The following is a 26,140-nucleotide window of genomic DNA, read 5'->3' on the forward strand; positions in this document are numbered from 1 at the left end:
CTTTCATGACACCGTTTGTTGTACGAATTACCTTGGCAAAACAAATGTTTGTATAAGCTATGGACAAAATTTGCGAATGGCAGTTTAGACTTTTCAAAGGGTTAAAATTCGATATAATTTTAGTATGGTTTATAGAAGAGGCTACAAGAGATCCATTATATATTTCTAGAAAAACTTATTTTGTGTATGTAAGGGTTTCTATGTGAATTCTATGTTGTCCATGTATAACGATAAATCTGAAGCTATCACTGATACAATATGAACTTCGTAAGAGAAAAAAACACTCCTGTGATGGAGCAATATTTAAATCTGAAAGCCCAATATAAGGATCATCTGTTGTTTTATAGGCTGGGAGATTTTTATGAATTGTTTTTCGATGATGCCGTTAAAGCTGCAAAGCTGCTGAATATAGTGCTCACTAAGAGAGGTAATTCATGTGGGCAAGACATACCAATGTGTGGAGTACCAGCACACAGTAGTGAATCTTACCTGCACAAACTAATCGATTTAGGGTTCAAAGTAGCAATTTGTGACCAACTAGAAACTGCTGATGAAGCAAAAAGGAGAGGCTATAAATCCATAGTAAAGCGCGATATAGTGCGAATTATAACTCCAGGCACAATTATCGAAGACTCTCTGCTGGAGGATAAAAGCAATAATTACCTTGCGTCCATAGCTAAGCAAGATGGAGAGTATGCTATTGGCTGGCTTGAGCTATCAACGGGAAAATTTTTCCACACTTTAACGAATTTGAAAGCCCTAGATAGCGATTTATTGCGTATATCACCAAAAGAATTATTAATTTCTGAGAAGCTAGCTGAGGATGAAAAAATCAGGTCAATTTTAAAAAATTATAAAATATCGATTACGCAGCATGCCCAAAGTTTTTTTGAGTATAACAAGTCTCACAGAACGCTGTGCGAATTTTACAAAATCAGAGAGCTTGGAGTTATAGGAAACTTCAGCAAAGTAGAGATTATAGCATGCGGTGTGCTGCTTGAATATGTCAGAGTAACGCAAAGGGGTTCCATTCCAAGGCTTGAGCTGCCAAAGCCCTACAGGCAACAAAGTTTCATGCTTATCGATGCTTCAGCAAGAAGAAATCTTGAGTTGTTTTCGACTCAATTTGGCGAAAAAAAAGGTTCACTGATTTCAGTTATTGATCACACAGTGACTGCTTCTGGCGGACGTCTGCTCAAACAAATGCTCGCTTCACCACTTGCTTGTCCTAAGGCGATTAACTTAAGACTTGGCACCGTTGAATTTTTTGTAAATAGCTATGAAGCACGCAAAAAAATACGGGAGATATTATCTAACATTCCAGATATTGAAAGGTCACTATCACGTTTAATGTTAGGGCGTGGCTCACCAAAGGACATGAACCTACTAAAAATAGGCCTTGGGAAAACATTAGAGTTGTCCGAGTTTCTATCCAAGCTAGATCCCTTACATGATTATCACTTAAGTGAAAAATCAGTAGTTGACCTTCAGATGTCATTCCAGTGCTTGACAGCAGAATCAAAGGGAAAAGAGCCAGTGTCTACTGCTCAGATAACAAGCAGTGACGAGAGTGAACTTAGCACAATACATAAAAGCCTTGGCAATCACGAGGAACTGTTTGAGCTTCTAAACGAAGCTGTACTTGACAATAACCTAAGTTCCGCAAAAGAAGGAGGATTTATCAATCCACAACATAACCAAGAATTATCGGAGTTATCCTATGTGCTGAGCAATAGCAACAAATTGATAACCAAACTCCGAGAATCTTATCGCGATCTGACTGGCATTGCCGCACTAAAAATATTGCACAATAACATCCTTGGTTATTACATTGAAGTGTCAGCAAATCATAAATTAACCTCGGACATATTCATTCACAGGCAAAGCTTAGCAAATAGCATGCGCTACACTACTAATGAATTGAAAGAACTGGAGAATAAGATTCTCACAGCACGTGACGCTGTAATCAGCTTAGAAATGAAAATTTTCAGTGAACTATGTGGTAAAATCGCTAAAGAATCTGAGAAGATTGCTCTTGCTGTAAATGCCTTGGCAAAGCTTGATATCCGAACTGCGTTTGCAGAGCTCGCAGTGCAAAATAATTACGTAAAACCCATTGTTGATAACAGCAAAGAATTCAATATCTGCAGCGGAAGACACCCAGTGGTTGAAGTTAACGATAAGTTTATCGCAAATAACATCAACTTAGCTGGTATACATCTAATCACTGGTCCTAATATGGCCGGAAAGAGCACTTTTCTAAGGCAAAACGCTCTCATCGCAATTTTAGCTCATATGGGGTCATTTGTGCCAGCAGATAGTGCACATATTGGTGTGATTGACAAGATATTCAGCAGGGTTGGTGCAACAGATAATATAACAGCTGGTTATTCCACTTTCATGGTAGAGATGATTGAAACAGCAACTATAATCAATCAGGCAACAGATCGTTCTTTGGTGATACTTGATGAAATTGGCAGAGGCACAGGGGTGTATGACGGTTTATCTATTGCTCAGGCAGTGATTGAACATATTCACAATGTAAACAAGTGCCGCGCCATTTTTGCAACTCATTATCATGAACTAACTAAAGTAAGCAAATACTTGAAGAACGTGAAATGTTTTTGTGTGAAGATAAAGGAATGGAACGGAGAGGTAATCTTTCTCCATGAAGTTGTTGAGGGTGTTGCAGATGAGTCATATGGAATACATGTAGCAAAACTCGCCGGCTTTCCTGATTCTGTACTAGAAAGAGCAAGTGAAGTGTTTGAGAAATTGAAGGCTTGACTAGCTACTTGACTTTACAGGTCTTTGTTTAAAGGCGGTATGATATTATCCTGCTATCAAGTTTTTAGTACGCGTTTTTTCTATCATTGTATACATATTTAAAATCTTCCAATACATTTTTTGAGCTCTTGATAAGTTTGTGACAATAGAGTATAACCCTATCAACTAAGTATTATTTTAAGTATGGAAGTTTTTACATCCCTAGAAAAAGTGTTAGGTAAAATTTTTCCCGCTAAAACAGTGAGTTCTTTTTTAGGAGTAGGATATTTACCAAGTTGGCAGAATCATTGGTCTTCTTTTTTAATATTACTTATTACCAATATTACATTGGTTCTCGTATACGGAATTGATTTTGTACTGTATAAAATGCCATATTCAGGCATAATCATGGCTGCTGTTTTTGCAAAGTTAGCAATAGTTATGTTAGTACTGCAATTAGTTGGGATATCTATTTTCCATGTTCAAGATCCTTCAGCAAACAGTGGTGAAAATATAGTGATACAAATAGCGTCAGGACAGGTACTGACTATTGCGCTTTCGATGCCGGCAATAATGTCAATTTATTATGCTATAAGTAGGTTATATGGAAGTATATGTAAAGAGATACTTCAATGTCCTTTTTGGTTTAATGATTTTATGCACTTGTTCTTTTTCTTTATAATACCTTATGCGTTTTTTAATGTTGTGGAAGTGATAAAGCCTTGGCCAATAAGTATAATACAACTCGGTTATAACAATGCGATATCAATTACACTTGAGGGAATTTTTTATACATTTTATGCGGTAATTTTGCTGTATTTAACTGCGTTTATATTCTGCGATTTAACTATGCATGATGCAATTGCCCTAAATAAAAACATAATTCAATATACAAAAGAAAGTTCAACAGCCTTGAGTGACTATTTGCATAGCACTATCAAGAAAATAAAGATTGAATAGTACCCGTTTGCTTATATATTCAGTATAAATGTTGTACAGTTTGTGTGGATCTACAAAGTATAATAAAAGAATTACAAGATTTTTGGACTGGTGAGGGATGTACTATATTTCATCCGTACACATCTGAAGTTGGAGCTGGAACGTTGCATCCTGCAACAATTATGTCAGCGATTGACGGAAGACCAACGAAAATTGCATATATACAACCAGTTATTAGGCCTGCGGATGGTCGCTATGGCGATAACCCTAATCGCTTATATCAACATCATCAATATCAAGTGATAATAAAGCCTTCTGGGAATGACTTGCAAGATGTCTATTTAAGTAGCTTAAAAGCTCTTGGCATATCCACAGAAAGATATGATATTAAATTTATTGAAGATGATTGGGAAAATCCAAGTGTTGGTGCATCAGGGCTCGGATGGGAGGTTACATGTAACGGAATGGAAGTAACACAACTTACTTATATACAGCAAGTAGGAGGTATTGAGTGTAGAATAATTCCTGGTGAAGTGGCATATGGGCTGGAACGTTTAGCGATGTGCATACAAGGTGTAGATAATGTTTACGATATAATTTGGAACAACACCGGCGTGACTTATGGGGATATTTTTAAACAAAGAGAGTATGAATTTTCTCACCTGGCGCTTGATTATTATGATACTAAAGTAGTACAGCAGCAATTTGAAGACACGGAAAAACTTTGTAAATTTCTTATTGAAAAAGAATTACCGGTAGCAGCTTACGACCAATGTATTAAAACCAGCCATCTACTTAATCTGCTTGATGCAAGAGGTGTGCTTGGTGTGAATGAGCGTACAGTGTATATTGGCAGAGTGAGAGAGCTAACAAAAAAATGTTGTGAGTTATATATGAGTAAGTAGCGTATGCTGTCACGGTTATTGTTTGAATGTCTTTCAGAAGAAATACCATCCAGAATGCAGAATTTGGCTGCAGCTCAAGTTAAGGGTTATATTACTAATGCTTTCAATAAAAATAATATAAAGTTTGCATCTGTAGAAGTTTTTATAACGGCACGTCGCATCACTCTTTTTGTTGATGGTATAAGTGTTTCAGAGCTGATAGATTCTAATAACGAAATTAAGGGACCGAATGTCAATGCGTCAAAGAGTGCCATTGAAGGTTTTTTAAGAAAACATCAAAAAAATGAAGAAGATTTGTTTGTGCGAAGAGTGAATAGTGTGGACTTTTACTTCGTTAAAAAGGATGTTTGCTCATTTAACATTAAAGCATTTCTAAAAAATCAGCTAGAAGAGATGTTAAAAAATTTCTCTTGGCCGAAGAGCATGAGGTGGGGTGAAGGCAAAGAGAAATGGGTTAGGCCAATTAAAAATATTGTATGTATTTTAGATGCTGAGGTAATACCTGTGTCTTTTGCAGGGGTCACAGCATGTAATGCAACATATGGTCATAGATTTCTCTCAAGTGGTACGGCACTCACTGCTGAAACACCTGAAGACTACTTTGAGTTGCTAGAAAAAAACAATGTCATTCTCCAACTAGACAAAAGAAAACAATTTATACTGGATCAGATCAATAAATTTACGCAAGAGCGGAATTTACAACTTGAAAAAAACGATTATCTATTGAATGAATTAACTGGGCTTATAGAGTGGCCAATCGTACTGTTTGGTGAAGTGAATCAAGAAAAGTCATTTGGATTACCGAAGGAAGTAATTCTTAGCATAATTAATACGCAGCAAAAATACCTTGCCTTAAATAATCGAAAGAGAATTTCACACTTTGTTACCGTTGTCAATGTTAACAATGACGAGGTGATCAAAGGGCACGAAAGAATATTGGAGGCGCGTCTTGCTGATGCCCAGTTTTTGATATCTCAGGACAAAAAGGAAAATCTTGATCATTATGTCAAAAAATTAGACTCAATGTTATTCCATGCTTATCTTGGTAGCGTTGGAGAAAAGGTAAAACGTATTGTAGCTCTCTCAAAGTATATAGCTATATTTGTTCCACATGCTTCGCTGGTTAAAGTTGAGCGCGCTGCGTATTTGGCAAAGGCAGATCTTGCAACATTGGTAGTGAAAGAATTTCCAGAATTACAAGGGATAATGGGTGGATATTATGCTTCTTACTTTCAAGAGGATGAAGAAATAGTAGAAGCTATAACAGAACATTACAAGCCAATTGGAGCAGAGCAAGAGTGTTCTAAATCTCCTACTGCAATTGCTGTATCCATTGCTGATAAGATGGATAGTTTGGTGGGATTAGTTGTAGCAGGTGAAAAGATCTCTGGTTCGTATGATCAGTTTGGTTTGCGGAGAATGGCTATCGGTGTAATTAGAACGATACTTGAAAATAGTTTGCATGCTCCAATTAGATTGTTAATAGACAAGTCGATATCTTTATATTCAGGACTTGCATTTGCTAGGGATACAGCATCAGTTGGTCAACTCAATAAGCTAGATGAAGAACAAATTTCAGAACTGGTGCTCAAATTTTTCTTGGAAAGATTTAGGATTATTTTAAAAAATGTAGGTATAAAACAAGGTATTATAGATTCAATATTGTGTAAAGCCAACGTTGATGATCTGCTTGCAGCAGAGAAGCAAGCTGTTATATTGGATCGTTATCTTAATACACCAGAAGGTGAGCAGATTCTCAGTACTTATAAGAGGGTAAGTAACATAGTCAGCAGAGCAGAAAAAAATGACAATACCACTTACAGTATATCTTATAATAAGAAGTTTTTGATTGATAGTGAAGAAATAGCACTATCAAGTTATACTATGGCTGTTTGTAAAAGCATTAAACGGGCAATGAAAGATGGTCACTTTGATACAGCACTGGATAAACTTGCTGGTTTTGCTCCGCTTATCAATCGATTTATGGACAGTATAAAGATTAACTGCGATTCTGATAAGCTGAGAAGAAATAGATTATCTTTACTTGCGAGTGTTATTTCCATCTTTCATTCAGTAGCATGTTTTAACCTTATACAAGCTAAACAATAAGTGATGTTGTGAATGTTCAGGCAATAAAAAAGCAAATCGAGTTGTCTCCACAGTCTTGTGGCGTATATAAGATGATAGGAGATAAGGATAAGGTTTTATACATTGGAAAAGCAAAAAACTTAAAATCTAGATTATCTAGCTATCTTAGATATGAAAACCTTTCTGAACGGATCAAGGTTATGCTTTCACAGGTTGTTGAGGTTAAGACCTTTCTCACTGAAAATGAAGTGGATGCACTGCTTCTCGAGGCGCAGTTAATAAAATCATTAAAGCCGCCTTATAATATTGTGCTCAAGGATGGAAAATCTTATCCTTATATAACAATTTCCAAGCACGATTATCCAAGAATAGCACGATACAGGAGCAAGTTTAAAAAGGATGAGTTTTACTATTATGGTCCCTTTCCATCTGCCGATGCTGTTAAGCAGACTATATTATCGTTGCAAAAAGCTTTCCTTTTGAGGGTATGTTCAGATCGATATTTTTCTTCAACAAAAAGACCATGTCTCGAGTATCAAGTTAAACGCTGCTCAGCACCGTGCGTGAATAAAATCACGAAAGATGACTACTGCCAATCAGTAAAACAGGCACGAGATACATTGCTTGGAAGAAACAATGCAGTAGAGAAACAGTTGCTTTCTACAATGGAAAAGTACAGTAATGAGCAGAACTATGAGCTTGCTGCTGTGTATAGAGATCGGGTAGGCTTTCTTAAGCAAATTCAGATGCAGCCAATGGATTTTTCTTTTGAAAAAGATGCGGATTTTTTCAGCATTGTACGTGAAGGAGATCTAGCATGCATTGGTGTATTATCGTTTAGAAATAAAGACAACTATGGAAGTACTCCTTACTTTGTTGAAAACTGTAGTGATTACCCAAATGATGAAATTTTATCCACCTTTTTGATCAATTTGTATAATTCAGCTAACGTACCTCCAGTACAAATTTATGTTCCTGGTTTTGTTACAGGCAAGGAGATCGTTGAACAGGCACTACGTAACGTTACTCAAAAACCAATAAAAGTTTTGCATGCAAAAAATAAAAAGGAAAATAATTTGTTGAAATTCGTTTGTGATAATTCTCAGCATAGCTTGGAGCAGAAGCTTACTGATTATAAAAGTAGTCTAGAAAAACTTAAAGAGCTTAGCAAAGTTTTCTCATTACCAAATGTTCCAAAGCGTGTCGAGGTTTATGATAATAGCCACATATCTGGAAATCAGCAAGTTGGTGTTATGGTTGTTGCTGGGCAGGAAGGCTTTTTAAAAAGTGAATACAGAAAATTTACTATAAAAGAAGAAATTTCGGGTGATGACTATAAAATGATGAGAGAAGTGCTGACCAGGCGTTTCTCCGGCAAGATAAAGGACATCATTCCTGATTTTCTATTGATTGATGGCGGGCCTGGGCATGTTTCCATAGTACAAAATGTATTAGAAATATTGAATATAAATGTTCCTTTCGCTTGCATGGCAAAGGGCTCCTATCGGAATGCCGGAAACGAAAGATTTTATATGCCAAATGGGAAAGAATTTACTCTAGCAAGTGACAGCAAAGTCATGCTTTATTTACAATTGCTGCGCAATGAGGCTCATCGTTTTGCAGTCGCTTCACATAGGAAAAAGCGTGATAAACAGTTTTTTACTTCATCGCTAAGTAAAATAACTGGTATTGGCAGCAAGAGGAAAAGTGCATTGATGTCTCATTTTGGTTCAGTGGAAAATATAAGCAAAGCTTCTGTAACTGAAATTCAGAACGTAGCTAAAATTGGTAAAGGGCTAGCAGAAGCTGTGCTTAAACACTTGAATCATAGCTAATGAGGTCCTCACATCTGTAGCTAAAGTAGCTGAGATTTACCGATGATTTGAAGAGCAGTAAATTTATCGTTCCGCTACGTGTGGGCAGCCCACGGAGGTGTGACGTAGGGAAACTTTGTTTGCTGGAAAACTATTTAATTGTATTTATCTTATCTAACGCTCGTTGCAGAATGATACATGCGGAAATCTTATCGTCTATTTTTTTCGATTTTTGAGTTGAGATTCCAGTAATCTTTAATGTATAAGTTGCAATAAATGTTGATAAGCTCTCGTCTTGCAAATATATATTTACTTTATATTTTTTTATCATTTTGTTTGCAAATTGGATTATGGTTTCGCACCATTCATTTCTTTGCTCGTATGTTTCTAGTGGTAGTCCTATTACTATTGACCCAGCTTCATTTTTTTTGAATATTCTATTGAGATATCCTAAATCTTTGCTCATGTTTTTTCTGTTGTATACGCTATGAGCTGTAGCTATGAGCTGTGTTTTATCACTGAATGCTATGCCTATTCGCTTTTCTCCCATGTCAAGGCACATTATGCGCTTGTCTTTTGGAATAGATTTTAAAAATTCAGCAGGATTTTTATGTAGCATTTATTGACATGACAAACACTCATCGTAATCAATATCTGTTCTTTGCTGCAATATTTCACTTTTTTTAAATATGTCATGTGAAACCTTGTCGGCTCTCTGCATTGATTGTGATCTGCAGTAATATAGACTCTTCAGACCTTTTTTCCAAGCAAGCATATGTATTTTGTGCAAATAGCGTTTGTGTACGTTGGCAGGTAAGAACAAATTGACTGATTGAGACTGACAGATGTATGGAGTTCTGTCACTTGCATGTTCTATAATCCATCTTTGATCAAGTTCGTACGCTGTTTTGAATGTTAATTTTTCATGCTCATTAAGGAAATCTAGATGTTGTACAGAACCTTCATTTGTTGAAATTGATGACCATACTTTATCATTGTCTTGATTTTTTTCTGCCAATAGCTTTTGCAAGAACTTGTTCCGCACTACAAATGAACCTGTCAATGTCTTTTGCGTAAATACGTTTGCTGCATATGGTTCTATTCCGGGAGAAGTGTTGCCTGCAATGATGGAAATCGAAGCAGTTGGGGCGATAGCAAGCTTGTGTGTAAACCTTTCCATTAGATTGATCTCTCTAGCATCAAGGCATGCTCCCTTTTCCTCTGCTAATTTTTTAGAAACCATATCTACTTGCTCACGCAAGTACTTGAATATTTTTTTATTCCACTGTTGTGCTGTTACTGATTCAAAGGGAACTATTTTGCTTTGTAAAAATGAGTGAAAGCCCATAACACCAAGACCGATACTACGCTCTCTTGTTGCAGAATATTTTGCTCGCTGTATTTCGTTTGGTGCTTTGTTTATGAAATCCTCTAATACATTGTCAAGAAAACGCATTATATCTTCTATGAAGACTTTATTGTCTTTCCATTCTTCGTAGTATTCAAGGTTTACTGATGATAGGCAGCATACAGCAGTGCGCGGTTTATTTAGATGATCATAACCTGTAGTTAAAGTAATTTCACTGCACAGATTTGACATCTTAATGTCTAAATTAAGTTTTTTGTAAAGTTCTGGTTTATTATTATTTATTGCATCGAGAAAAATAATATAAGGTTCTCCAGTTTCAATTCTCGCTGTTAGTATTTTGATCCATATATCGCGTGCTTTGACGGTTGAAATAACTTTGTTATTGTGAGGGCTAATTAAATCCCATTCTAGATCTCTTTCGACAGCTTGCATAAATTCATCATTGACTATCACGGCATGATGTATATTTAATGCTTTGCGATTTGGGTCACCTCCTGTTGGTTTGCGTATGTCAAGAAACTCTTCTATTTCTGGATGGGATACAGAAAGATAGACTGCCGAACTGCCTCTTCTTAAAGATCCTTGACTAATTGCAAGCGTCAAAGCATTTTGCACCACAATAAATGGTACAATTCCTGAGGTTTTACCACTGCCTTTTACACTTTCACCAATTGAACGTAAATTTCCCCAATAACTACCTATACCTCCTCCACGTGCAGCGAGCCAGACATTTTCATTCCATAAATCAACTATTCCCTGCAGGCTGTCTTCAGTTTCGTTAAGGAAACAGGAGATAGGTAACCCTCTATTGGTGCCACCATTACTGAGTATTGGTGTTGAAGGCATGAACCACAAGTTGCTCATGTAATCATAAAGACGCTGTGCATGTTCCTCATTGTCACAATAGTAGCTGGCAATACGTATAAAGAGATCTTGATAACTTTCATTTTCTATCAGATACCTGTCCGATAGGACTGCTTTTCCAAAGTCGGTCAATTTACCGTTTTTTTCGTGATTAATAGTAATATTACTCATAAATTCCTCTTTTTATTTTATTGTACATAGACACTGCTTTGAGCAATAGTGATTTGAGTTAGGCTTTTCGGTTTTTTTTGTGGATGCTGTAATGCAAACAAGATGCCATCAACCTGACTTCCATATATTTTACAATAACTTATGTAGCTTATTTGCATATTTATTTCTTTTGCAACGCGCTGTACATAACTTTCTGAATGACGAAAGTAATCTCCTTTGTTTACAAAGTCAATACCTCCACCTTCCTTTCTTCTTATCAAACATATGATTGCTCCTTTTTTACTCATAGACTTTTTTGCTAGTTCTAATTCTGCTTGAAAGTCATGTAGGTAATGTAATACTTCAGCAAAAATGATGACATCATAGAGATAGTTCTTTTCTTGCTTAAGGAAATCTGTCATTTCCATGTGTATTAACTCATTGTAAACGGGCTTACCCTTGATAAAGCATCCTCTGGCAATATTTAGCATTCTGTTTGAAATGTCAACTCCTATTATACGACTTCCAATATTATTTATTTTCAAGAAATGACCACATATTCCAGTGCCACAACCAAGATCAAGTATGTCAAGTGCAGAAGTTGAATCATCAAAAATTTTTGTAATTGCTGTGTGGATAAGCTCATGCCCTCTGTATTGTTTAGCAATTAACCAATGCTCGACGAAATACTCACCAGTGTAATCAAAATATTGTTTTATGAGATTTGTAGGTAGTTTTATAATAGGTGCTAAGTTTGTCATTTTCTTTATGTAGTAGGATGCTTCTTCATAATCGTTGTCTAATTTTAATGTTTTTGTCAGATAAGTATAAGCTTTATTGGTATTTCCCATTGCAAAATGACATCTTCCAATGTTGTACCAAACTATAGGTAAATTAGAATAAAATATGCTGATCAACCAAAATCTCAGCTTTGCATCTGATATGTTACCCTTATAAAAGTGATATAACCCGATTTCAATATTGGTGTTTAATAAATTTTTGTACTTTCCGAGAAGCGCTGTTACTTCCTTATAAAGAGCATTACATTTATTTACAGCAAATAGTTTGGCTTTCTTAATGTTAAACATACTGATTAGCTTACACATAAAACTTAAAATAACCTTTATAAAGGATAGATTACCTTTCATACTTTAAGTACCTTGGATGTTTACTATCATCTTTAAGTAGACCTGGTTTTTAAAGCATTTTATACCATGAAATATTTTTTTCATTGATTTTTATTGTACATGATCTGTTTGAACACCGATCTAAATTTTATTTACTTAAGTATATATGGTCATCAGTGTAAGTAAATATTTTGTATAAAAAAGCGTTGACACATCACTTATCAATTTATAACATATAAGAAGTTAATTTAGTTTTGAGATGTTTGACAAGTTTAATGGTAGAGATTAATTTAATCTCAATTCAATTTCAATAATATTTAACTCTGCATATTCTGCATATAGTCGAGTAAATAAATTATTAAGAGCACTTGATGGATGCCTTGGCGTCAAGAGGCGATGAAGGACGTGGCAGGCTGCGATAAGCTGTGGGGAATTGTCAACAAATTTTGATCCGCAGATTTCCGAATGGGGAAACCCAACTAGCTTAGCTAGTTATTGCATATTAGTTCAATATGTAAGGCAAACTTGGTGAACTGAAATATCTAAGTAACCAAAGGAAAAGAAATCAACCGAGATTCTGTTAGTAGTGACGAGCGAAAGCGGAAAAGGCTAGTGATTTAAGAATAAGAATTAGAATACTCTGGAAAGTGTAACCATAGAAGGTGATAGTCCTGTATAGGTAGAAAGTTTTTAAATCCTTGAGTAGGGCGGGGCACGTGAAACCCTGTTTGAATGTGGGGGGACCATCCTCTAAGCCTAAATACTCCTTGACGACCGATAGTGAACAAGTACCGTGAGGGAAAGGTGAAAAGAACCCCGGGAGGGGAGTGAAATAGAATCTGAAATCGAGTGCTTACAAACAGTTGGAGCTCTATGTTTTTGCTGCAAGAGTAATCTTGTAGCTGTTTACATTAGAGTGACAGCGTACCTTTTGCATAATGGGTCAGCGAGTTAATCTATGAAGCAAGCTTAAGCCGTTAGGTGTAGGCGTAGCGAAAGCGAGTCTTAATAGGGCGTTTTAGTTTTATGGATTAGACCCGAAACCAAGTGATCTAGTCATGACCAGATTGAAGGTGTGGTAAAACACACTGGAGGATCGAACCAGTTAATGTTGCAACATTATTGGATGAGTTGTGATTAGGGGTGAAAGGCCAATCAAACTTGGAAATAGCTGGTTCTCCGCGAAATCTATTTAGGTAGAGCGTTGTATGTATATTATTGGGGGTAGAGCACTGGATAGACTAGGGGGATTCACCGTCTTACCAAATCTAACTAAACTCCGAATACCAATAATGAATTATACAACAGACACACTGCGGGTGCTAAGTCCGTGGTGAAAAGGGAAACAGCCCAGATCACTATCTAAGGTCCCAAAATTACAGCTAAGTGGGGAAGGAAGTAGAAAAACCATTACAGCTAGGAGGTTGGCTTGGAAGCAGCCATCCTTTAAAGAAAGCGTAACAGCTCACTTGTCTAAATAAGTTTTTCTGCGCTGAAAATGTACCGGGGCTAAAGCTGTATACCGAAGATGTGAGTGCTTATTGATTTCGGTCAATAGGCGCGGTAGCGGAGCGTTCTGTAAGTCTGTGAAGGTGGTTTGTGAAAACTGCTGGAGATATCAGAAGTGAGAATGCTGACATAAGTAGCGTAAAAGAGTGTGAAAAACACTCTCACCGAAAATCTAAGGGTTCCTACGTTAAGTTAATCTGCGTAGGGTTAGTCGGTTCCTAAGGCAAGTCCGTAAAGGAGTAGTCGATGGCAATCAGGTTAATATTCCTGAACCTCTTAAGTGTGACGGGTTTCGTATTTGTATAGGACTTATTGGATTGTCCTATGCTTAAAAGAAGCTCCAGGAAATAGCACTTATATTTATGAGGCCGTACCGTAAACCGACACTGGTGGATGGGTAGAGTATACTAAGGTGTTGAAAGAATGATGTTGAAGGAACTCGGCAAATTGTACCTGTAACTTCGGAAGAAGGGTAACCTGCTTTTAGGCAACTATTAGTAGGTGGCACAAAATAGGGAGTAGCGACTGTTTACTAAAAACACAGGACTCTGCAAACACGTAAGTGGAAGTATAGGGTCTGACGCCTGCCCGGTGCTGGAAGGTTAATAGGAAGGGTGCAAGCTCTAAATTGAAGCCCCAGTAAACGGCGGCCGTAACACTGACGGTCCTAAGGTAGCGAAATTCCTTGTCGGGTAAGTTCCGACCCGCACGAATGGCGTAACGATTTCTCCACTGTCTCCAACATCAATTCAGCGAAATTGAATTCCCCGTGCAGATGCGGGGTACCCGCGGTTAGACGAAGAGACCCCGTGCACCTTTACTATAGCTTTACATTGCTATTAAAAATGTGATGTGCAGGATAGGTGGGAGACTTTGAAGTTATGGCGCTAGCTGTAATGGAGTCAACCTTGAGATACCACCCTTCACATTTTTGATATCTAACTATGTTTCATTATCTGAAACTAGGACATTGTATGGTGGGTAGTTTGACTGGGGCGGTCGCCTCCTAAAAAGTAACGGAGGCGTGCGAAGGTAAGCTAGAGCTGGTCGGAAATCAGCTTGATAGTACAATGGCACAAGCTTGCCTGACTGCGAGGCTGACAAGCCAAGCAGAGACGAAAGTCGGTCATAGTGATCCGGTGATTCTGTATGGAAGGGTCATCGCTCAACGGATAAAAGGTACGCCGGGGATAACAGGCTGATGGTGTTCAAGAGTTCATATCGACGACACCGTTTGGCACCTCGATGTCGACTCATCACATCCTGGGGCTGGAGAAGGTCCCAAGGGTTCGGCTGTTCGCCGATTAAAGTGATACGTGAGTTGGGTTTAGAACGTCGTGAGACAGTTCGGTTTCTATCTGCCGCGGGTGAAGGAAATTTGAGAAGATCTGACTCTAGTACGAGAGGACCGAGATGGATATACCTCTGGTGTACCAGCTGTTATGCCAATAGCATTGCTGGGTAGCTATGTATAGATGGGATAATTGCTGAAAGCATATAAGCAAGAAACCCTCTTCAAAAAGATTTCCCAATTAAGGCCGTGGGAGACTACCACGTTGATAGGCTAGGTGTGGAAGCATGGTAACATGTGAAGCTAACTAGTACTAATAGCCTGATTGATTTATTTGCTTTCTGTATGTGTATATGCAGTGTTAAATATTATAATTGAGATTAAAAATTTTTATTGACTTGGTGGCTATAGCAAAAATGAAACACCCGATCTCATCTCGAACTCGGAAGTGAAACTTTTTAGCGCTGATGGTACTTGAAAAGGGAGAGTAGGTCGCTGCCAAGTTTATAAAAATTTTTTTCTTAACTTCTTCCTTTGTTGCTAATTCCTTCAAGCAACATTTTTATACTTGATTTTAATAATAATGATCTAGGGCTTTGTGCCAATTCTTGATTTAAACGGTGGTCACTTTGCTGTAAATATTGACTTTTTTGCTCTAAATACTGACCTTGTTCAAATGCTAATCCCCACTGTGTACGATAGTAAGACTCTTTATATTTATAGAAGCTACTTTCTACCATAAAACACCACACCTATTAACCATCTTTAAAAATTTTACTTATGTTATCATAAATAATATAGTTGTAAATACCTTAATTGAGATTTTTTTTATTTTATTTTTTTTAAGCAAATAGTTAGGTCTTTTTGTAAGTTTTTATAGCTTGCTTGCATAATGTTTCTGTGAGCTATTATTATGTAGTAGTATCCAGTGTTACTTATATTGAGTATACTGGCTTTGGTAAGTGCTCGTAATCGTCTTTTGATTTTGTTTCTTTTTGTTGCTTTTCCAGTTTTTTTGCTAACAACCAGACCTATTCTAATGGTATAGAGATGCCTTTCTGGTTCTCTCTCTTTTATGGCATATAATGATATGTAGAACCCACGATAAAAAATACTGCCAGGTGCTAGTTTATTTTTGAAAGCAAATGAAAAATCTTTTTTTTTATGCTCGATAATTTAACTATGCACATAATTTTTTGCATCCTAATGAGCGACGCCTATTAAGTATCTTTCTTCCAGCTCTTGTTGCCATGCGTGAGCGGAAGCCGTGCCTGCGTTTCCTTATCAAATTTTTAGGTTGAAATGTTCTCTTCATTATTTTTATAAATATAATTAGTCATTTTAAATTATTTTGCTTTATTGTCAAATGATGGTTGCATTATAATATATTGAATGTTCTTTAAAATTGTACTTTCGTAAAATAAGATTCAATATGTGAGTAGATGAATTCATTGACAATAATCCTTTTACCTATACTACTAATTCTTTTGTTCTGCTTTAGTAAGCTTCAACGAGTAGATAAGATTAAAGCTTATTTATGTCTTAGTTGTATATGGACATTGACTTGGTTATTGATGCTCTATAACAATTATTTTGTTACTCCTATTTCTATAGCATTACTTTTTCTCATGTTTGCTTTTATCTTTAAAAGTAAGAGGAATAAGATAATCAAGTTTTTATTGTTTGTGGCTCTTGCCGTATCATTTTTTATCACTTTATTTATAATGCTATCTATTCTTACTCAGTCTGTTGAATTTTTTAAAAAAGTATCTATTTCAGAGTTCTTATTTTGTTTAAAGTGGAGTCACAATGTAGTAACTATTGGTAAAGAAAAGGTAGGATGTTTTGGTATAGCCCCGCTTTTGGTTGGTACATTAGTTATAACCATTGTAGCGATGTTCATTGCTGTTCCACTTGGTTTGTTTTCTGCGATATATATTAGTGAATATGCGAGTGGGAAAGTACGTTATATTGCTAATACAACTTTACAAGTTTTATCTGCTATTCCTACAGTTGTCTATGGGTATTTCTCAGTTGTATTTTTATCTTCTGCTGTGAAACGAATAGCGAATTTCTTTGGTTTAAATATACACTCAGAGAGTGCCTTGGTTGCTGGTTTATCGATTGGGATAATGATTCTTCCTTTTATTATTTCTTTATTAGAAGATGCTATCAGGTCTGTGCCAAAGAGCTTGCGTTATGGTTTTATGGCATTGGGAGCAACCCCAGCAGAAACTATATGGCACATAACGATACCTTATGCAATGCCTACAATTTTAAGTGCAATTTTATTGTCAGTTTCGAGAGTAATAGGTGAAACAATGATTGTGTTGATGGCTGTAGGAATCAACTCAAACTTAACTTTTAATCCTCTCAATTCAGTTACTACCATTACTGTACAGATAGCTACGTTACTTACTGGGGATCAGGATTTCAGTAGTGTGCAAACACTTGCTGCTTATGCTCTCAGTTTAGTGTTATTTATTATTACTTGGCTGTTAAATGCATTTGCATTGTTTATAATAAAGCGTAATTAGGAACGTTTTAATGTTGCAAAATTTCCATTAATGATATAAGATTTATTTTCTTAGGAAGTTTTGTAGGGAGCTTCTTTGTAAAATTATAGTGTTAGGTGATAAAAAAATAAAAAGATGAATACAGGTAGAACAGTTAAGGTAACTCAAGCAGTTATTGATTTAAAGTTTGAAGGTGAACTACCTAAAATATTTAATGCTTTAAAAAGCAAACTAAAATATAAGGGCAAGGAGCTGGTTTTAGAAGTTTCACAGCATATAGGCGACAATATAGTCCGTTGTATTGCTATGGATAGCACAGATGGTGTATCAAGAGATGATGAGTTTGTCGATACATGTGCACCAATATCAGTTCCGGTTGGACGTTCAACTTTAGGAAGAATTTTTAATGTTGTAGGAGAACTTATAGATGAGTGTGGTCCACTGAAAGGAAAGTATGATTTAGAATCTATACACAGAGCACCTCCAAGTTTTACCGAACAGAAAATACAGGAAGAAGTTTTAGTTACGGGAATAAAAGTTATAGATCTTCTTGCACCTTACCTTAAAGGGGGAAAAATTGGTTTATTTGGTGGAGCTGGTGTTGGTAAAACAGTTCTAATAATGGAATTAATTAACAATATTGCAAAAGCCCACAAAGGATTTTCCGTGTTTGCTGGGGTAGGGGAGAGGACACGTGAAGGTAATGACCTTTATCACGAGATGGTTACTTCAAATGTAATAAATGTAAATGAACATGAAAAATCTCAAGCTGTTTTGGTTTATGGTCAGATGAATGAGCCTCCCGGGGCTAGAGCTAGGGTTGCTTTAACAGCTTTAACTATGGCAGAGTATTTTCGTGATCGTGAAAACCAAGATGTTTTATTTTTTGTGGATAATATCTTCCGTTTTACGCAAGCTGGTTCTGAACTTTCTGCTTTACTTGGAAGAATACCTTCGGCTGTTGGTTATCAGCCAACCCTTGCAACCGATATGGGTGCAATGCAAGAGAGAATAGCTTCAACTACTTCAGGTTCCATTACTTCTGTGCAGGCGATATATGTTCCTGCAGATGATTTAACTGATCCGGCTCCTGCAACCACATTCTCTCACCTTGATGCAACCACGGTGTTATCAAGGCAGATAGCTGAAATGGGGATATACCCTGCTGTTGATCCACTTGATTCAACTTCTCAGTCTTTGTCTGCTGAAATCATTGGTGAAGAGCATTATAAGGTGGCTTCTGAGGTGAAGCGTATATTGCAGACTTATAAATCACTGCAAGATATTATTGCAATACTTGGTATGGATGAACTATCTGATGAGGATAAAATTACTGTTGATAGGGCGCGTAAAATTCAGAAGTTTCTCTCTCAACCTTTTCACGTTGCAGAAATATTTACTGGTATGCCTGGTAAATTTGTTTCACTTTCCGATACGGTTTCCAGTTTTAAAGGGATTGTTGAAGGCAAGTATGACCACTTACCAGAGGCTGCGTTTTATATGGTAGGAAATATAGATGAAGCAATAGAAAAGGCTGAATTAATAAAGGCTGAAGCTAAAGTTGGGGCTAAAAATTAGAGATTATGAACACCTTCAAAGTGCAATTTTTTTCTCCTGATAATCAAATTTCATTCAATAGAGTGATTTCTCTTTCAGTAAATGGTCTCGAGGGTGAGCTTATGGTTTTAGCTCATCATTCTCCTTACTTAATTTATTTATTGCCTGGCGTAATTACTGTTAAGATGAGTAGTCGAAAAGAAGAAAAAGTTGTAGTGGATAACGGTGTGTTGGAAGTTGCAGGTAATAGTTGTAGTATTGTGACAAGTCAAGTGCAGGTTTTTGATTGTGCAGTTCATGATGAGGAATTGTGCAAGAGCAAAAGGATAAACATGCAGTTGAATTATCTAAGTCAGTAAGTTTTTATTGTACGTTGTTTGTTAATGGGGGAGTAGTATGGAAATTTTTCTTGATAGCGTTAATTTAAAGGAAATTAATGAACTAAAAGAGTTCATTGATGGCATAACAACTAATCCTTCTTTGATAGCAAAATCTGGGCGTAAAGATAAATACGAAGATTTAATAGGTGAAATATGCTCTGTTGTAAAAGGGTCTGTTAGTGTGGAAGTTGTTGCCAATAATCATGAGGATATGATTGAAGAAGGACTTAGGTTGGCAGAAATTGCTGGCAATATTGTAGTAAAATTGCCTCTTACACGTGAAGGGTTAATTTCTTGTAAAAAGTTGTGGACACAGCATAAAATACCTGTTAACATTACATTATGTTTTTCTCCTGGACAAGCACTGCTTGCCGCTAAGGCCGGTGCTTGTTTTATTTCCCCTTTTGTTGGTCGTCTTGATGATATAGGCTATGATGGCTTATCACTAGTAGAAGATATATGCACTATATATTCTAATTACGGCTTTGATACTAAAATTCTTGTTGCATCAGTGAGAAGCCCAACACATGTAATAGAGGCTGCAAGGCTTGGTGCCGATTCAATTACTGTGCCAGCAAAGGTACTTAAACAATTACTTAATCATCCGCTTACCAACCAGGGGCTGGCAATATTTGAAAAAGACTGGAGTACAAAACAATAGGCAGTTGTAGAAATTTGCTAAAAGGCACAAAAACCCTGTAGTAATCTTAGCCATTTTACGGTATCCATTCAGATAATAGTGTTAACTTAAGGAAAAACGCTAGTGATTGTGTATAACATTTCTCTCAAAAATTTTTACCATTAAATTATCCAAAAGTCATGGCATAGCCAATATGCTAGTATTAAAGCAAAAATTCAAGTAGTTGATACTGGGATAACGTCTTCATAGTAGCACAATGTTTGTATAGCTGCATGCTTAAACTAGAATAACACCATTAATTTACTTTCATTCTATGGTTATCTTTTTAGCCAATCAACTATATTTTATGTTAAAAGCCAAAGACGCCATCTAATTTTTATTTATACTCAAGCTAATGATACGCATATTTCAGAATTGTAGACATGATGAACCTCTTATAAGAAAGATCCAGGAAAAATGCAGCGCGCATACGACAGAAATAAGCATGCATGTGCACCTACATGCACTGAAGAAGATACACTAAACTTTTTAGTGAACTTCGTTGTTTAATGGAAAAGCTTGCAAGCGAAGAGAGATTTTTGGATCCTAAAACACCTTCGCCGTTAATTATAGCAAAGCTATAAAGTATGTCAAGCAATTTTTATCTAATTTATGACTTTATTTCTATGGCTTTAAAAAAAGCTGGATTCTAGCATTATGAGCTGGAATCCGAAAAAAATATAAATCGAAGTAGTTTAACTACTTCGATGGTAGAGTTTCAAAAAGGAAATTACTTCTATTTAGAACTTTTTTTGTAAATCGTTCTTAACATTTATCTCACTATTAAAGTTAATATCTTATTATAATTATATAAAAATTTATTTTGTCTTAACTCTGTGGGTTCCTTAGTAGTTACTCTCTAATCCTGTATTGTTTTTTGTAACGTTATTGCGAGAGTTTGATCTAAGCTACTTATATTTTTGGCAGTTTCATAAATTGACCTTATTAACAAAACTAACTAATATCTAAGTAAATTACCATCTAAATATGGAAACTGATATAGTAATAGTGGGTGCTGGGCCTGTTGGAATATTTACCGCTTTTCAAGCGGGAATGCTCGATATGAGATGTCATATAATAGATATTTTAAATCGGGCAGGAGGACAATGTGTTGCTCTTTACCCAGAAAAACCAATATATGATATACCTGGCTATCCTGTCATTACTGCTCAAAGGTTAATTGAACAGTTAATGGAGCAAGCTTCGCCATTTGAACCTGTTTACCATCTAGGCCAAAGGGTGGAGAAAATTTTGGATAATGACAGTCAAAACTTCACTGTGATAACAAGCACAGGCATGGAGATAAAATGTAAAGCTGTTATCATTGCTGCAGGCAATGGAATGTTTGAACCTAATCGCCCACCTCTTAGTGGTATATTAGAATATGAAAATAAATCCGTATTTTATAGCGTAAATAAAATTTCTGATTTTCAGGATAAAACTATAGTTATTGCGGGAGGGGGGGATTCTGCGGCTGATTGGACTATAGAACTTTCTAAAGTTGCAAAGAAAATTTATGTAGTACATAGAAGAAAGGAATTTCGTTGTGCTCCTGAAATGAGAAATAAATTAGAATTGCTTGAAAATAATGAAAAGATAGAGCTTATAGTGCCATATCAACTGCATGGACTAGCGGGAAGTGATGGGCAGTTGAGTGCGGCGATAGTGAAAAACATTGCTTCTGGAGAAGAAAAAGAAATATCTGCTGATTTTTTACTACCGTTTTTTGGTCTGTCAATGAATTTGGGGCCAATAAGCAATTGGGATTTAAAATTGGAACATAGTCGCATAGTCGTTGACCAGGCTACACTTAGAACCAGTAGAGATAGGATATATGCAATTGGAGATATGGCTACTTACTTAGGCAAACTAAAGTTGATACTAAATGGTTTTGCCGAGAGCGCTATGGCTTGTTATGACATACACAAAGTAATCCACAATTCTCCAGTTAATTTTCAATATTCAACTTCCAAGGGAGTTCACAGGAAAAAAAGCGATTTACTTTAAGTCAAACTACTGTATATTGGCTTTATAGCTTTAGTTTTGTATGAATATACCTAGTATAGAAAATTGTAATTTTCAAGACAAAGCTGTTTTACTCAGAGTTGACTTCAATGTTCCTATAAAAAATGGAAAGGTTCATGATGCCACTCGTATTTTGAGGGCGCTTCCTACTATTCAACACTTGGTAAATGCAGGTGCGAAAATCATTATTATATCACACTTTGGCAGTCCAAAAGACAGAGACGGAGGTCTATCGCTAAAAAACGTAGTTGAGACTTTATCGCACCTGCTGGGCAAAGAAGTGAAATTTGTTGATGATTGTGTTGGTGAAAAGGTGCAAAGAGCAGTAGATGCGATGGATAGAGGGGATATAATATTACTAGAAAATCTAAGGTTTTATAAAGAAGAAGAACAGAACAGCTTAAATTTTGCTAAACAACTAGCATCTCTAGCGGATGTATATGTTAACGATGCATTCTCTTGCTCTCATAGAGCTCACGCTTCCATTTCACGCATTACAGAACTTTTATCTTCCTATGCAGGATTTTGCTTGCAAGATGAGCTAAGATATCTTGAAAAGGCTGTATCATTTGATGCTAAACCTATTACTGCAATAGTTGGGGGAGCTAAAATATCAACTAAAATAAAAATGCTGATAAAGTTAGCAGAGAAGGTTGATTATCTGGTCCTTGGTGGTGCAATTGCTAATAATTTTTTATTGTTTAATGGAGTGAATATCGGCAAGTCTTTCTTTCAGAGTGGTGTTGATGGTCTCCTGCATGATGTTGTTGACACAGCAAATAAAAACAATTGCAAAATAATTGTGCCTGAAGATGCTTTGGTTGCAGTAAACTCTGATTACAGCACTGGCACTTTGAGAAAAACCGAATCCATTTTAGATGATGATATAATTTTAGATATTGGGCCTCAAACTTTAAGCACAATAAGCAGTATAATAGCGAGCAGCAAAACTCTGCTATGGAATGGACCTATTGGTGTTTTTGAACATTCGGCTTTTGCAAATGGTACAGTTGAGGTGATGAGAATGGTAAGTCGTTTGACACACGAAGGAAAGTTAACTAGTGTAATAGGGGGAGGCGATAGCCTATCTGCAGTAAATGCTGCAGGTCTCACTGATAAAGATTTTACATATATTTCAACCGGTGGAGGAGCGTTTTTAAGTTGGCTCAGTGGTGACGAGATGCCGGGAGTTGCTGCGCTGCATAGACATTAGATTAAAGCTTTTTTAAATTGTTACTTGTACCCTAGCTTTTTTATGAAGTTATGTCGTTATTATGTCAAAAACAGCTAAGTTAATCTTGTGCTTAATAATACCAGTAATTGGATTTGTTTTTTATGTTAGGGATCATTATTTCAATGATGTGAATTCACAAATTGACTTTGAGCCGTTTTTCAAAACAGATTCTTCAGGTCCAGACTATATTCCACCGTTTCCAGAGTTGACTGATTTTGATATAGGAGTATTGCGAATCTGTGGAGATTGGGGAACATATCCTGATGAAGAAGATTTCAGAATTTTGCTTGATTGCCCGCAACATCGAGAAGTAGTGAAAGAAATGTACGATAGGCTCGATCATCAAGTGATTACACCGAATGCAGACTTGGAATTGTTTAAGGATGAACTAACCAAGATCTGGTTTACAAATAGCGGAATTGAAAAAGAGACTATAGGATTTGGACATATTTTTTGTGGTGAACCAGATAGATTAGGGCTAGGTGGTATGCATTTTGTAGGTAGGTATGTTGAAGCTCAAGAAGATAAATGGGCAGGTGCGATTTGGAGTGATAAGTCTCTGTGTAACAAGATAGAGGTTGATCCGCCAGTTTATACATTTGGAATGAAATATTTGGGTAAAGATGGGGAAGTGAAAGTTAAGTGTCCAAATGGGTATGCATATAACCTTCATGCTGATGATATTTTAGTTTCTGCAACTAAAGCATTTAAGGAACTGGGAAAGGATGGAATGTGCCTATACAAAATGGAAGATGACAATTATCAATCAGTGTTTGTGAGAAAGAATAACGCTATACTTACGTTCTACCCTGACTTAACACCAAAGTGTAATGATAAAAGTACTAATTGTAGCTGTAGCAAATCTTGATAGGCACACTGGCTGAAAAAAAACTAAACAAATATTGATTTATATGTATTATATTAGTTTAGTTATATTATGGGTGGTTTCCACAATTTGTGGAACGTTAAAGCTACATGAAGCTTATAGTAAAAAAATGTTTATCAATTTTGTTTGTCTCTGCACTTTTGTTGCTTGTTATCTTTCCAGCACCTCTTATATCTGAGCAGCAATCTCATTTAAATAGCATCGAGGACGATTTTCAGGATTTGCAAAAAAATCTGCCATCCTTAAAAAATCTACTGTTTTTGGATCCTGCACCGAATTCACATTATGATGATAGAGGTGACAAAAAAGTGTTGATGGTGGTAGTGCACCATACCGAATCTCCAACATTAAAAAGCACAAAATGCGCATTAAATTCTTCAGGGATATCAGTGCAGCTTATCGTCGATAGAGATGGCAGCGTTACTCTAATGGTTCCACTCGAAAAACGAGCATGGCACGCTGGCATAAGTTATGCAAAAGTTCAAATAGATGACATGGTTAAAGAGCTGCAAAAACTGAATGATTATTCTATAGGCATAGAGATTGTAAACACAGGGCTTGAGCCTTTTTCAGAAGAACAAATGAGGTCTGTTAAGGATCTAATTTTGTACCTTATGGAACGCTTTAAGATCAGAAAAGATATGATATTTGGTCATGCCGAGATAGGCACTATAGTGTACAATCCAGCCATTGTAGGTTACGTGATGCGTAAGCCTGATCCACATAAGCTGTTTGATTGGGAATTATTGGAAAAAAATGGCATTGGATTGCATATAGGTGATAGAATCAATTCTCAAGATGCAGAACAAAAAGTAAATGAAATTTTATATAAGATGGGTGATAAGGGTGAAGATATTTTGAAATTAAAGAAAAGATTAAATAACTTTCTCTATAAGATAGAGCCTGGGATTAATAAAGAAGGTAGTATAATTTTTCCTGAAAATGGCGTTGATTACTCAGATGAGTTTGATGAAAGTTTTGCGTGGGTCATTAGTCAATTTTCAATGCGCCATTTACCAAAAGAAATAAGGAAGGAATTGCTTTTAAAGCTGGAATGGGAAGATATTCTGCCTGAACTTTTAAGCGAGTATGGCAAGTGTATTTTCAAAAGATTCAAATTCTTGAGTGATAAAATTGAGTCAAGTTTACAACCACCATTTTTGAACGAAGCAGATTACAAGTGTTTGTTATCGTTTCTTGCGCAATACGAAAATAACGTTTCTTCTAATGCATTTGCTATGTTAATGTATAAGATCAAGCTGTATTATGATTCTTATCTAAGATATAATATAAGGTCTTCACTTTATATGCCATTTAAGCTTAATGTATTTGTAAAGTTAGATACCTTGAAGAATGAGATATCGTTTTTAAAGTCTCTAAGCCCAGAAAAGGCTATAGAAGTTTCGAGTTTAATTGACGAGTTTAGGTCAGAAGTTTTATCTGACTTCCAAGATTTTGAGAAGCAATGGTTTCAGGAATTTAAGGACACTTGGAAACAAGAATTTATACCCAATATGGAAAAACAAATGTATTGGACTGCGCTGCATGAAACTATATTGGAATATTTAGAAAAGGCAAAGGAAGAGGTTTTAAAAACCAACTTAGCTACTTGATAGCAACTTATTAAATAGTAATGGTAAGGTATAACAAGTAAAAAAGGTTGGATAAGATAGTGAATAAAGTAAAAACACTGAGATTTAATTTGAAATAACCTGATAAAACTTGAATTGTACTTCCAAGCGCTGGCATCCATGAAAGTAGTACAACTGCACAAATCAGTAAATTTCTTAAACCTTTTGATATTATATATTGCTTCTCTAATTTGTGATATGATTTCCTGATAGAAATTGTTATTCTACCTAAGTGCCAATTAACTATTCCACCAATGCTTGATCCTAATACTCCAAAAAGTAACATAAGTAGTGGATCATAATATGATCTGAAGCATAACATAGTGTAAAACACAAAGCTATGGTGTATAGGTAAAATCAGTGATGATACTAGATTATCTGTGAACAACAGGAAATAATTTTCCATATGA

At 36.1% G+C, this 26,140-nt stretch carries 20 protein-coding genes and 2 rRNA genes; 15 read left to right on the forward strand and 7 right to left on the reverse strand.

The annotated features are described in order from the left end of the window. The first annotated feature begins 258 nt into the window (after window positions 1–258). The 5 genes from mutS to uvrC all read left to right on the forward strand — a co-directional run bounded on the left by mutS (window position 259) and on the right by uvrC (window position 8,533). Entirely contained in the window at window positions 259–2,787 is a 2,529-nt protein-coding gene (mutS, locus tag HF196_RS03290; RefSeq protein ID WP_168455799.1) for a DNA mismatch repair protein MutS, read from the forward strand. A 183-nt stretch (window positions 2,788–2,970) separates the two neighbouring features. Next, window positions 2,971–3,726 carry a phosphatidylglycerophosphatase gene (locus tag HF196_RS03295; protein WP_168455800.1) on the forward strand — a complete coding sequence of 252 codons (756 nt, stop codon included), beginning with the start codon at window positions 2,971–2,973 and terminating at the stop codon, window positions 3,724–3,726. A 44-nt stretch (window positions 3,727–3,770) separates the two neighbouring features. After that, window positions 3,771–4,610, forward strand: a complete 840-nt coding sequence (locus tag HF196_RS03300) for a glycine--tRNA ligase subunit alpha (protein WP_168455801.1) — start codon at window positions 3,771–3,773, stop codon at window positions 4,608–4,610. A gap of 3 nt (window positions 4,611–4,613) precedes the next feature. Next, window positions 4,614–6,719, forward strand: a complete 2,106-nt coding sequence (glyS, locus tag HF196_RS03305; RefSeq protein ID WP_168455802.1) for a glycine--tRNA ligase subunit beta — start codon at window positions 4,614–4,616, stop codon at window positions 6,717–6,719. Window positions 6,720–6,727: 8 nt separating this feature from the next. Next, a complete protein-coding gene (gene uvrC, locus HF196_RS03310; RefSeq protein WP_369799932.1) occupies window positions 6,728–8,533 on the forward strand; it encodes an excinuclease ABC subunit UvrC in 1,806 nt (601 codons plus the stop codon). Window positions 8,534–8,663: 130 nt separating this feature from the next. On the opposite strand, the gene ruvX is transcribed toward uvrC, so the two are convergent. The 3 genes from ruvX to HF196_RS03325 are packed head-to-tail and all read right to left on the reverse strand — an operon-like array spanning window position 8,664 to window position 12,043. Further along, window positions 8,664–9,131: a Holliday junction resolvase RuvX gene (ruvX, locus tag HF196_RS03315; protein WP_168455803.1), complete on the reverse strand. Its 468-nt coding sequence runs from the start codon at window positions 9,129–9,131 to the stop codon at window positions 8,664–8,666. After that, window positions 9,132–10,916, reverse strand: a complete 1,785-nt coding sequence (locus HF196_RS03320) for a ribonucleoside-diphosphate reductase subunit alpha (protein WP_168455804.1) — start codon at window positions 10,914–10,916, stop codon at window positions 9,132–9,134. Window positions 10,917–10,933: 17 nt separating this feature from the next. Then, window positions 10,934–12,043, reverse strand: a complete 1,110-nt coding sequence (locus HF196_RS03325) for a methyltransferase (RefSeq protein ID WP_168455805.1) — start codon at window positions 12,041–12,043, stop codon at window positions 10,934–10,936. Window positions 12,044–12,370: 327 nt separating this feature from the next. Between HF196_RS03325 and HF196_RS03330 the strand changes: the two genes are divergently transcribed. Further along, window positions 12,371–15,160, forward strand: a 23S ribosomal RNA gene (locus HF196_RS03330). 59 nt (window positions 15,161–15,219) lie between these two features. Next, window positions 15,220–15,326: ribosomal RNA gene (gene rrf / locus HF196_RS03335) — 5S ribosomal RNA — on the forward strand. Window positions 15,327–15,343: 17 nt separating this feature from the next. Here rrf and HF196_RS03340 read toward each other — a convergent pair. The 3 genes from HF196_RS03340 to rpmH form a co-directional block, all read right to left on the reverse strand. Continuing rightward, a complete protein-coding gene (locus HF196_RS03340; protein ID WP_168455262.1) occupies window positions 15,344–15,562 on the reverse strand; it encodes a hypothetical protein in 219 nt (72 codons plus the stop codon). An 88-nt stretch (window positions 15,563–15,650) separates the two neighbouring features. Then, a complete protein-coding gene (gene rnpA / locus HF196_RS03345; protein ID WP_369799948.1) occupies window positions 15,651–15,998 on the reverse strand; it encodes a ribonuclease P protein component in 348 nt (115 codons plus the stop codon). A 4-nt stretch (window positions 15,999–16,002) separates the two neighbouring features. After that, a complete protein-coding gene (gene rpmH / locus HF196_RS03350; protein WP_011256888.1) occupies window positions 16,003–16,137 on the reverse strand; it encodes a 50S ribosomal protein L34 in 135 nt (44 codons plus the stop codon). Window positions 16,138–16,264: 127 nt separating this feature from the next. On the opposite strand from rpmH, the gene pstC reads away from it, so the two are divergent. The 8 genes from pstC to HF196_RS03390 all read left to right on the forward strand — a co-directional run bounded on the left by pstC (window position 16,265) and on the right by HF196_RS03390 (window position 25,712). Then, window positions 16,265–17,359 (forward strand): phosphate ABC transporter permease subunit PstC, encoded by a 1,095-nt coding sequence (pstC, locus tag HF196_RS03355; protein WP_168455806.1) that lies wholly within the window; start codon window positions 16,265–16,267, stop codon window positions 17,357–17,359. Between the two features lie 114 nt (window positions 17,360–17,473). Continuing rightward, the gene (atpD, locus tag HF196_RS03360) at window positions 17,474–18,916 is read left to right on the forward strand and encodes a F0F1 ATP synthase subunit beta (protein ID WP_168455807.1); all 1,443 of its coding nucleotides are present in this window, start codon (window positions 17,474–17,476) and stop codon (window positions 18,914–18,916) included. A 5-nt stretch (window positions 18,917–18,921) separates the two neighbouring features. After that, entirely contained in the window at window positions 18,922–19,254 is a 333-nt protein-coding gene (locus HF196_RS03365) for a F0F1 ATP synthase subunit delta/epsilon (protein ID WP_168455808.1), read from the forward strand. Between the two features lie 37 nt (window positions 19,255–19,291). After that, a complete protein-coding gene (gene fsa, locus HF196_RS03370; RefSeq protein ID WP_168455809.1) occupies window positions 19,292–19,936 on the forward strand; it encodes a fructose-6-phosphate aldolase in 645 nt (214 codons plus the stop codon). Window positions 19,937–20,941: 1,005 nt separating this feature from the next. Next, the gene (locus HF196_RS03375) at window positions 20,942–21,961 is read left to right on the forward strand and encodes an NAD(P)/FAD-dependent oxidoreductase (RefSeq protein ID WP_168455810.1); all 1,020 of its coding nucleotides are present in this window, start codon (window positions 20,942–20,944) and stop codon (window positions 21,959–21,961) included. Between the two features lie 40 nt (window positions 21,962–22,001). Then, window positions 22,002–23,192 carry a phosphoglycerate kinase gene (locus HF196_RS03380; protein WP_168455811.1) on the forward strand — a complete coding sequence of 397 codons (1,191 nt, stop codon included), beginning with the start codon at window positions 22,002–22,004 and terminating at the stop codon, window positions 23,190–23,192. A gap of 61 nt (window positions 23,193–23,253) precedes the next feature. Next, window positions 23,254–24,081: an EndoU domain-containing protein gene (locus HF196_RS03385; RefSeq protein ID WP_168455812.1), complete on the forward strand. Its 828-nt coding sequence runs from the start codon at window positions 23,254–23,256 to the stop codon at window positions 24,079–24,081. A gap of 107 nt (window positions 24,082–24,188) precedes the next feature. Next, the gene (locus HF196_RS03390; RefSeq protein WP_168455813.1) at window positions 24,189–25,712 is read left to right on the forward strand and encodes an N-acetylmuramoyl-L-alanine amidase; all 1,524 of its coding nucleotides are present in this window, start codon (window positions 24,189–24,191) and stop codon (window positions 25,710–25,712) included. A 10-nt stretch (window positions 25,713–25,722) separates the two neighbouring features. Here the strand turns inward: HF196_RS03390 and HF196_RS06090 are convergent, their stop codons facing one another. Further along, a complete protein-coding gene (locus HF196_RS06090) occupies window positions 25,723–26,136 on the reverse strand; it encodes a YqaA family protein (protein ID WP_168455814.1) in 414 nt (137 codons plus the stop codon). Between the last annotated feature and the right edge of the window lie 4 nt (window positions 26,137–26,140).

Origin of the sequence: Wolbachia endosymbiont of Ctenocephalides felis wCfeJ (assembly GCF_012277315.1) — a bacterium.
Lineage (GTDB): Bacteria > Pseudomonadota > Alphaproteobacteria > Rickettsiales > Anaplasmataceae > Wolbachia.

What these genes read in the sequence shown, in the direction of transcription:
- glyS (WP_168455802.1), top strand. Translation starts at nt 4,614, where the DNA reads ATGCTGTCACGGTTATTGTTTGAATGTCTTTCAGAAGAAATACCATCC.
- HF196_RS03380 (WP_168455811.1), top strand. Translation starts at nt 22,002, where the DNA reads ATGAATATACCTAGTATAGAAAATTGTAATTTTCAAGACAAAGCTGTT.
- atpD (WP_168455807.1), top strand. Translation starts at nt 17,474, where the DNA reads ATGAATACAGGTAGAACAGTTAAGGTAACTCAAGCAGTTATTGATTTA.
- HF196_RS03325 (WP_168455805.1), bottom strand. Translation starts at nt 12,043, where the DNA reads ATGAAAGGTAATCTATCCTTTATAAAGGTTATTTTAAGTTTTATGTGT.
- HF196_RS03375 (WP_168455810.1), top strand. Translation starts at nt 20,942, where the DNA reads ATGGAAACTGATATAGTAATAGTGGGTGCTGGGCCTGTTGGAATATTT.
- HF196_RS03385 (WP_168455812.1), top strand. Translation starts at nt 23,254, where the DNA reads ATGTCAAAAACAGCTAAGTTAATCTTGTGCTTAATAATACCAGTAATT.
- HF196_RS03320 (WP_168455804.1), bottom strand. Translation starts at nt 10,916, where the DNA reads ATGAGTAATATTACTATTAATCACGAAAAAAACGGTAAATTGACCGAC.
- pstC (WP_168455806.1), top strand. Translation starts at nt 16,265, where the DNA reads ATGAATTCATTGACAATAATCCTTTTACCTATACTACTAATTCTTTTG.
- mutS (WP_168455799.1), top strand. Translation starts at nt 259, where the DNA reads ATGAACTTCGTAAGAGAAAAAAACACTCCTGTGATGGAGCAATATTTA.
- rpmH (WP_011256888.1), bottom strand. Translation starts at nt 16,137, where the DNA reads ATGAAGAGAACATTTCAACCTAAAAATTTGATAAGGAAACGCAGGCAC.
- HF196_RS03365 (WP_168455808.1), top strand. Translation starts at nt 18,922, where the DNA reads ATGAACACCTTCAAAGTGCAATTTTTTTCTCCTGATAATCAAATTTCA.
- ruvX (WP_168455803.1), bottom strand. Translation starts at nt 9,131, where the DNA reads ATGCTACATAAAAATCCTGCTGAATTTTTAAAATCTATTCCAAAAGAC.
- HF196_RS06090 (WP_168455814.1), bottom strand. Translation starts at nt 26,136, where the DNA reads ATGGAAAATTATTTCCTGTTGTTCACAGATAATCTAGTATCATCACTG.
- fsa (WP_168455809.1), top strand. Translation starts at nt 19,292, where the DNA reads ATGGAAATTTTTCTTGATAGCGTTAATTTAAAGGAAATTAATGAACTA.
- HF196_RS03390 (WP_168455813.1), top strand. Translation starts at nt 24,189, where the DNA reads ATGAAGCTTATAGTAAAAAAATGTTTATCAATTTTGTTTGTCTCTGCA.
- HF196_RS03295 (WP_168455800.1), top strand. Translation starts at nt 2,971, where the DNA reads ATGGAAGTTTTTACATCCCTAGAAAAAGTGTTAGGTAAAATTTTTCCC.
- HF196_RS03340 (WP_168455262.1), bottom strand. Translation starts at nt 15,562, where the DNA reads ATGGTAGAAAGTAGCTTCTATAAATATAAAGAGTCTTACTATCGTACA.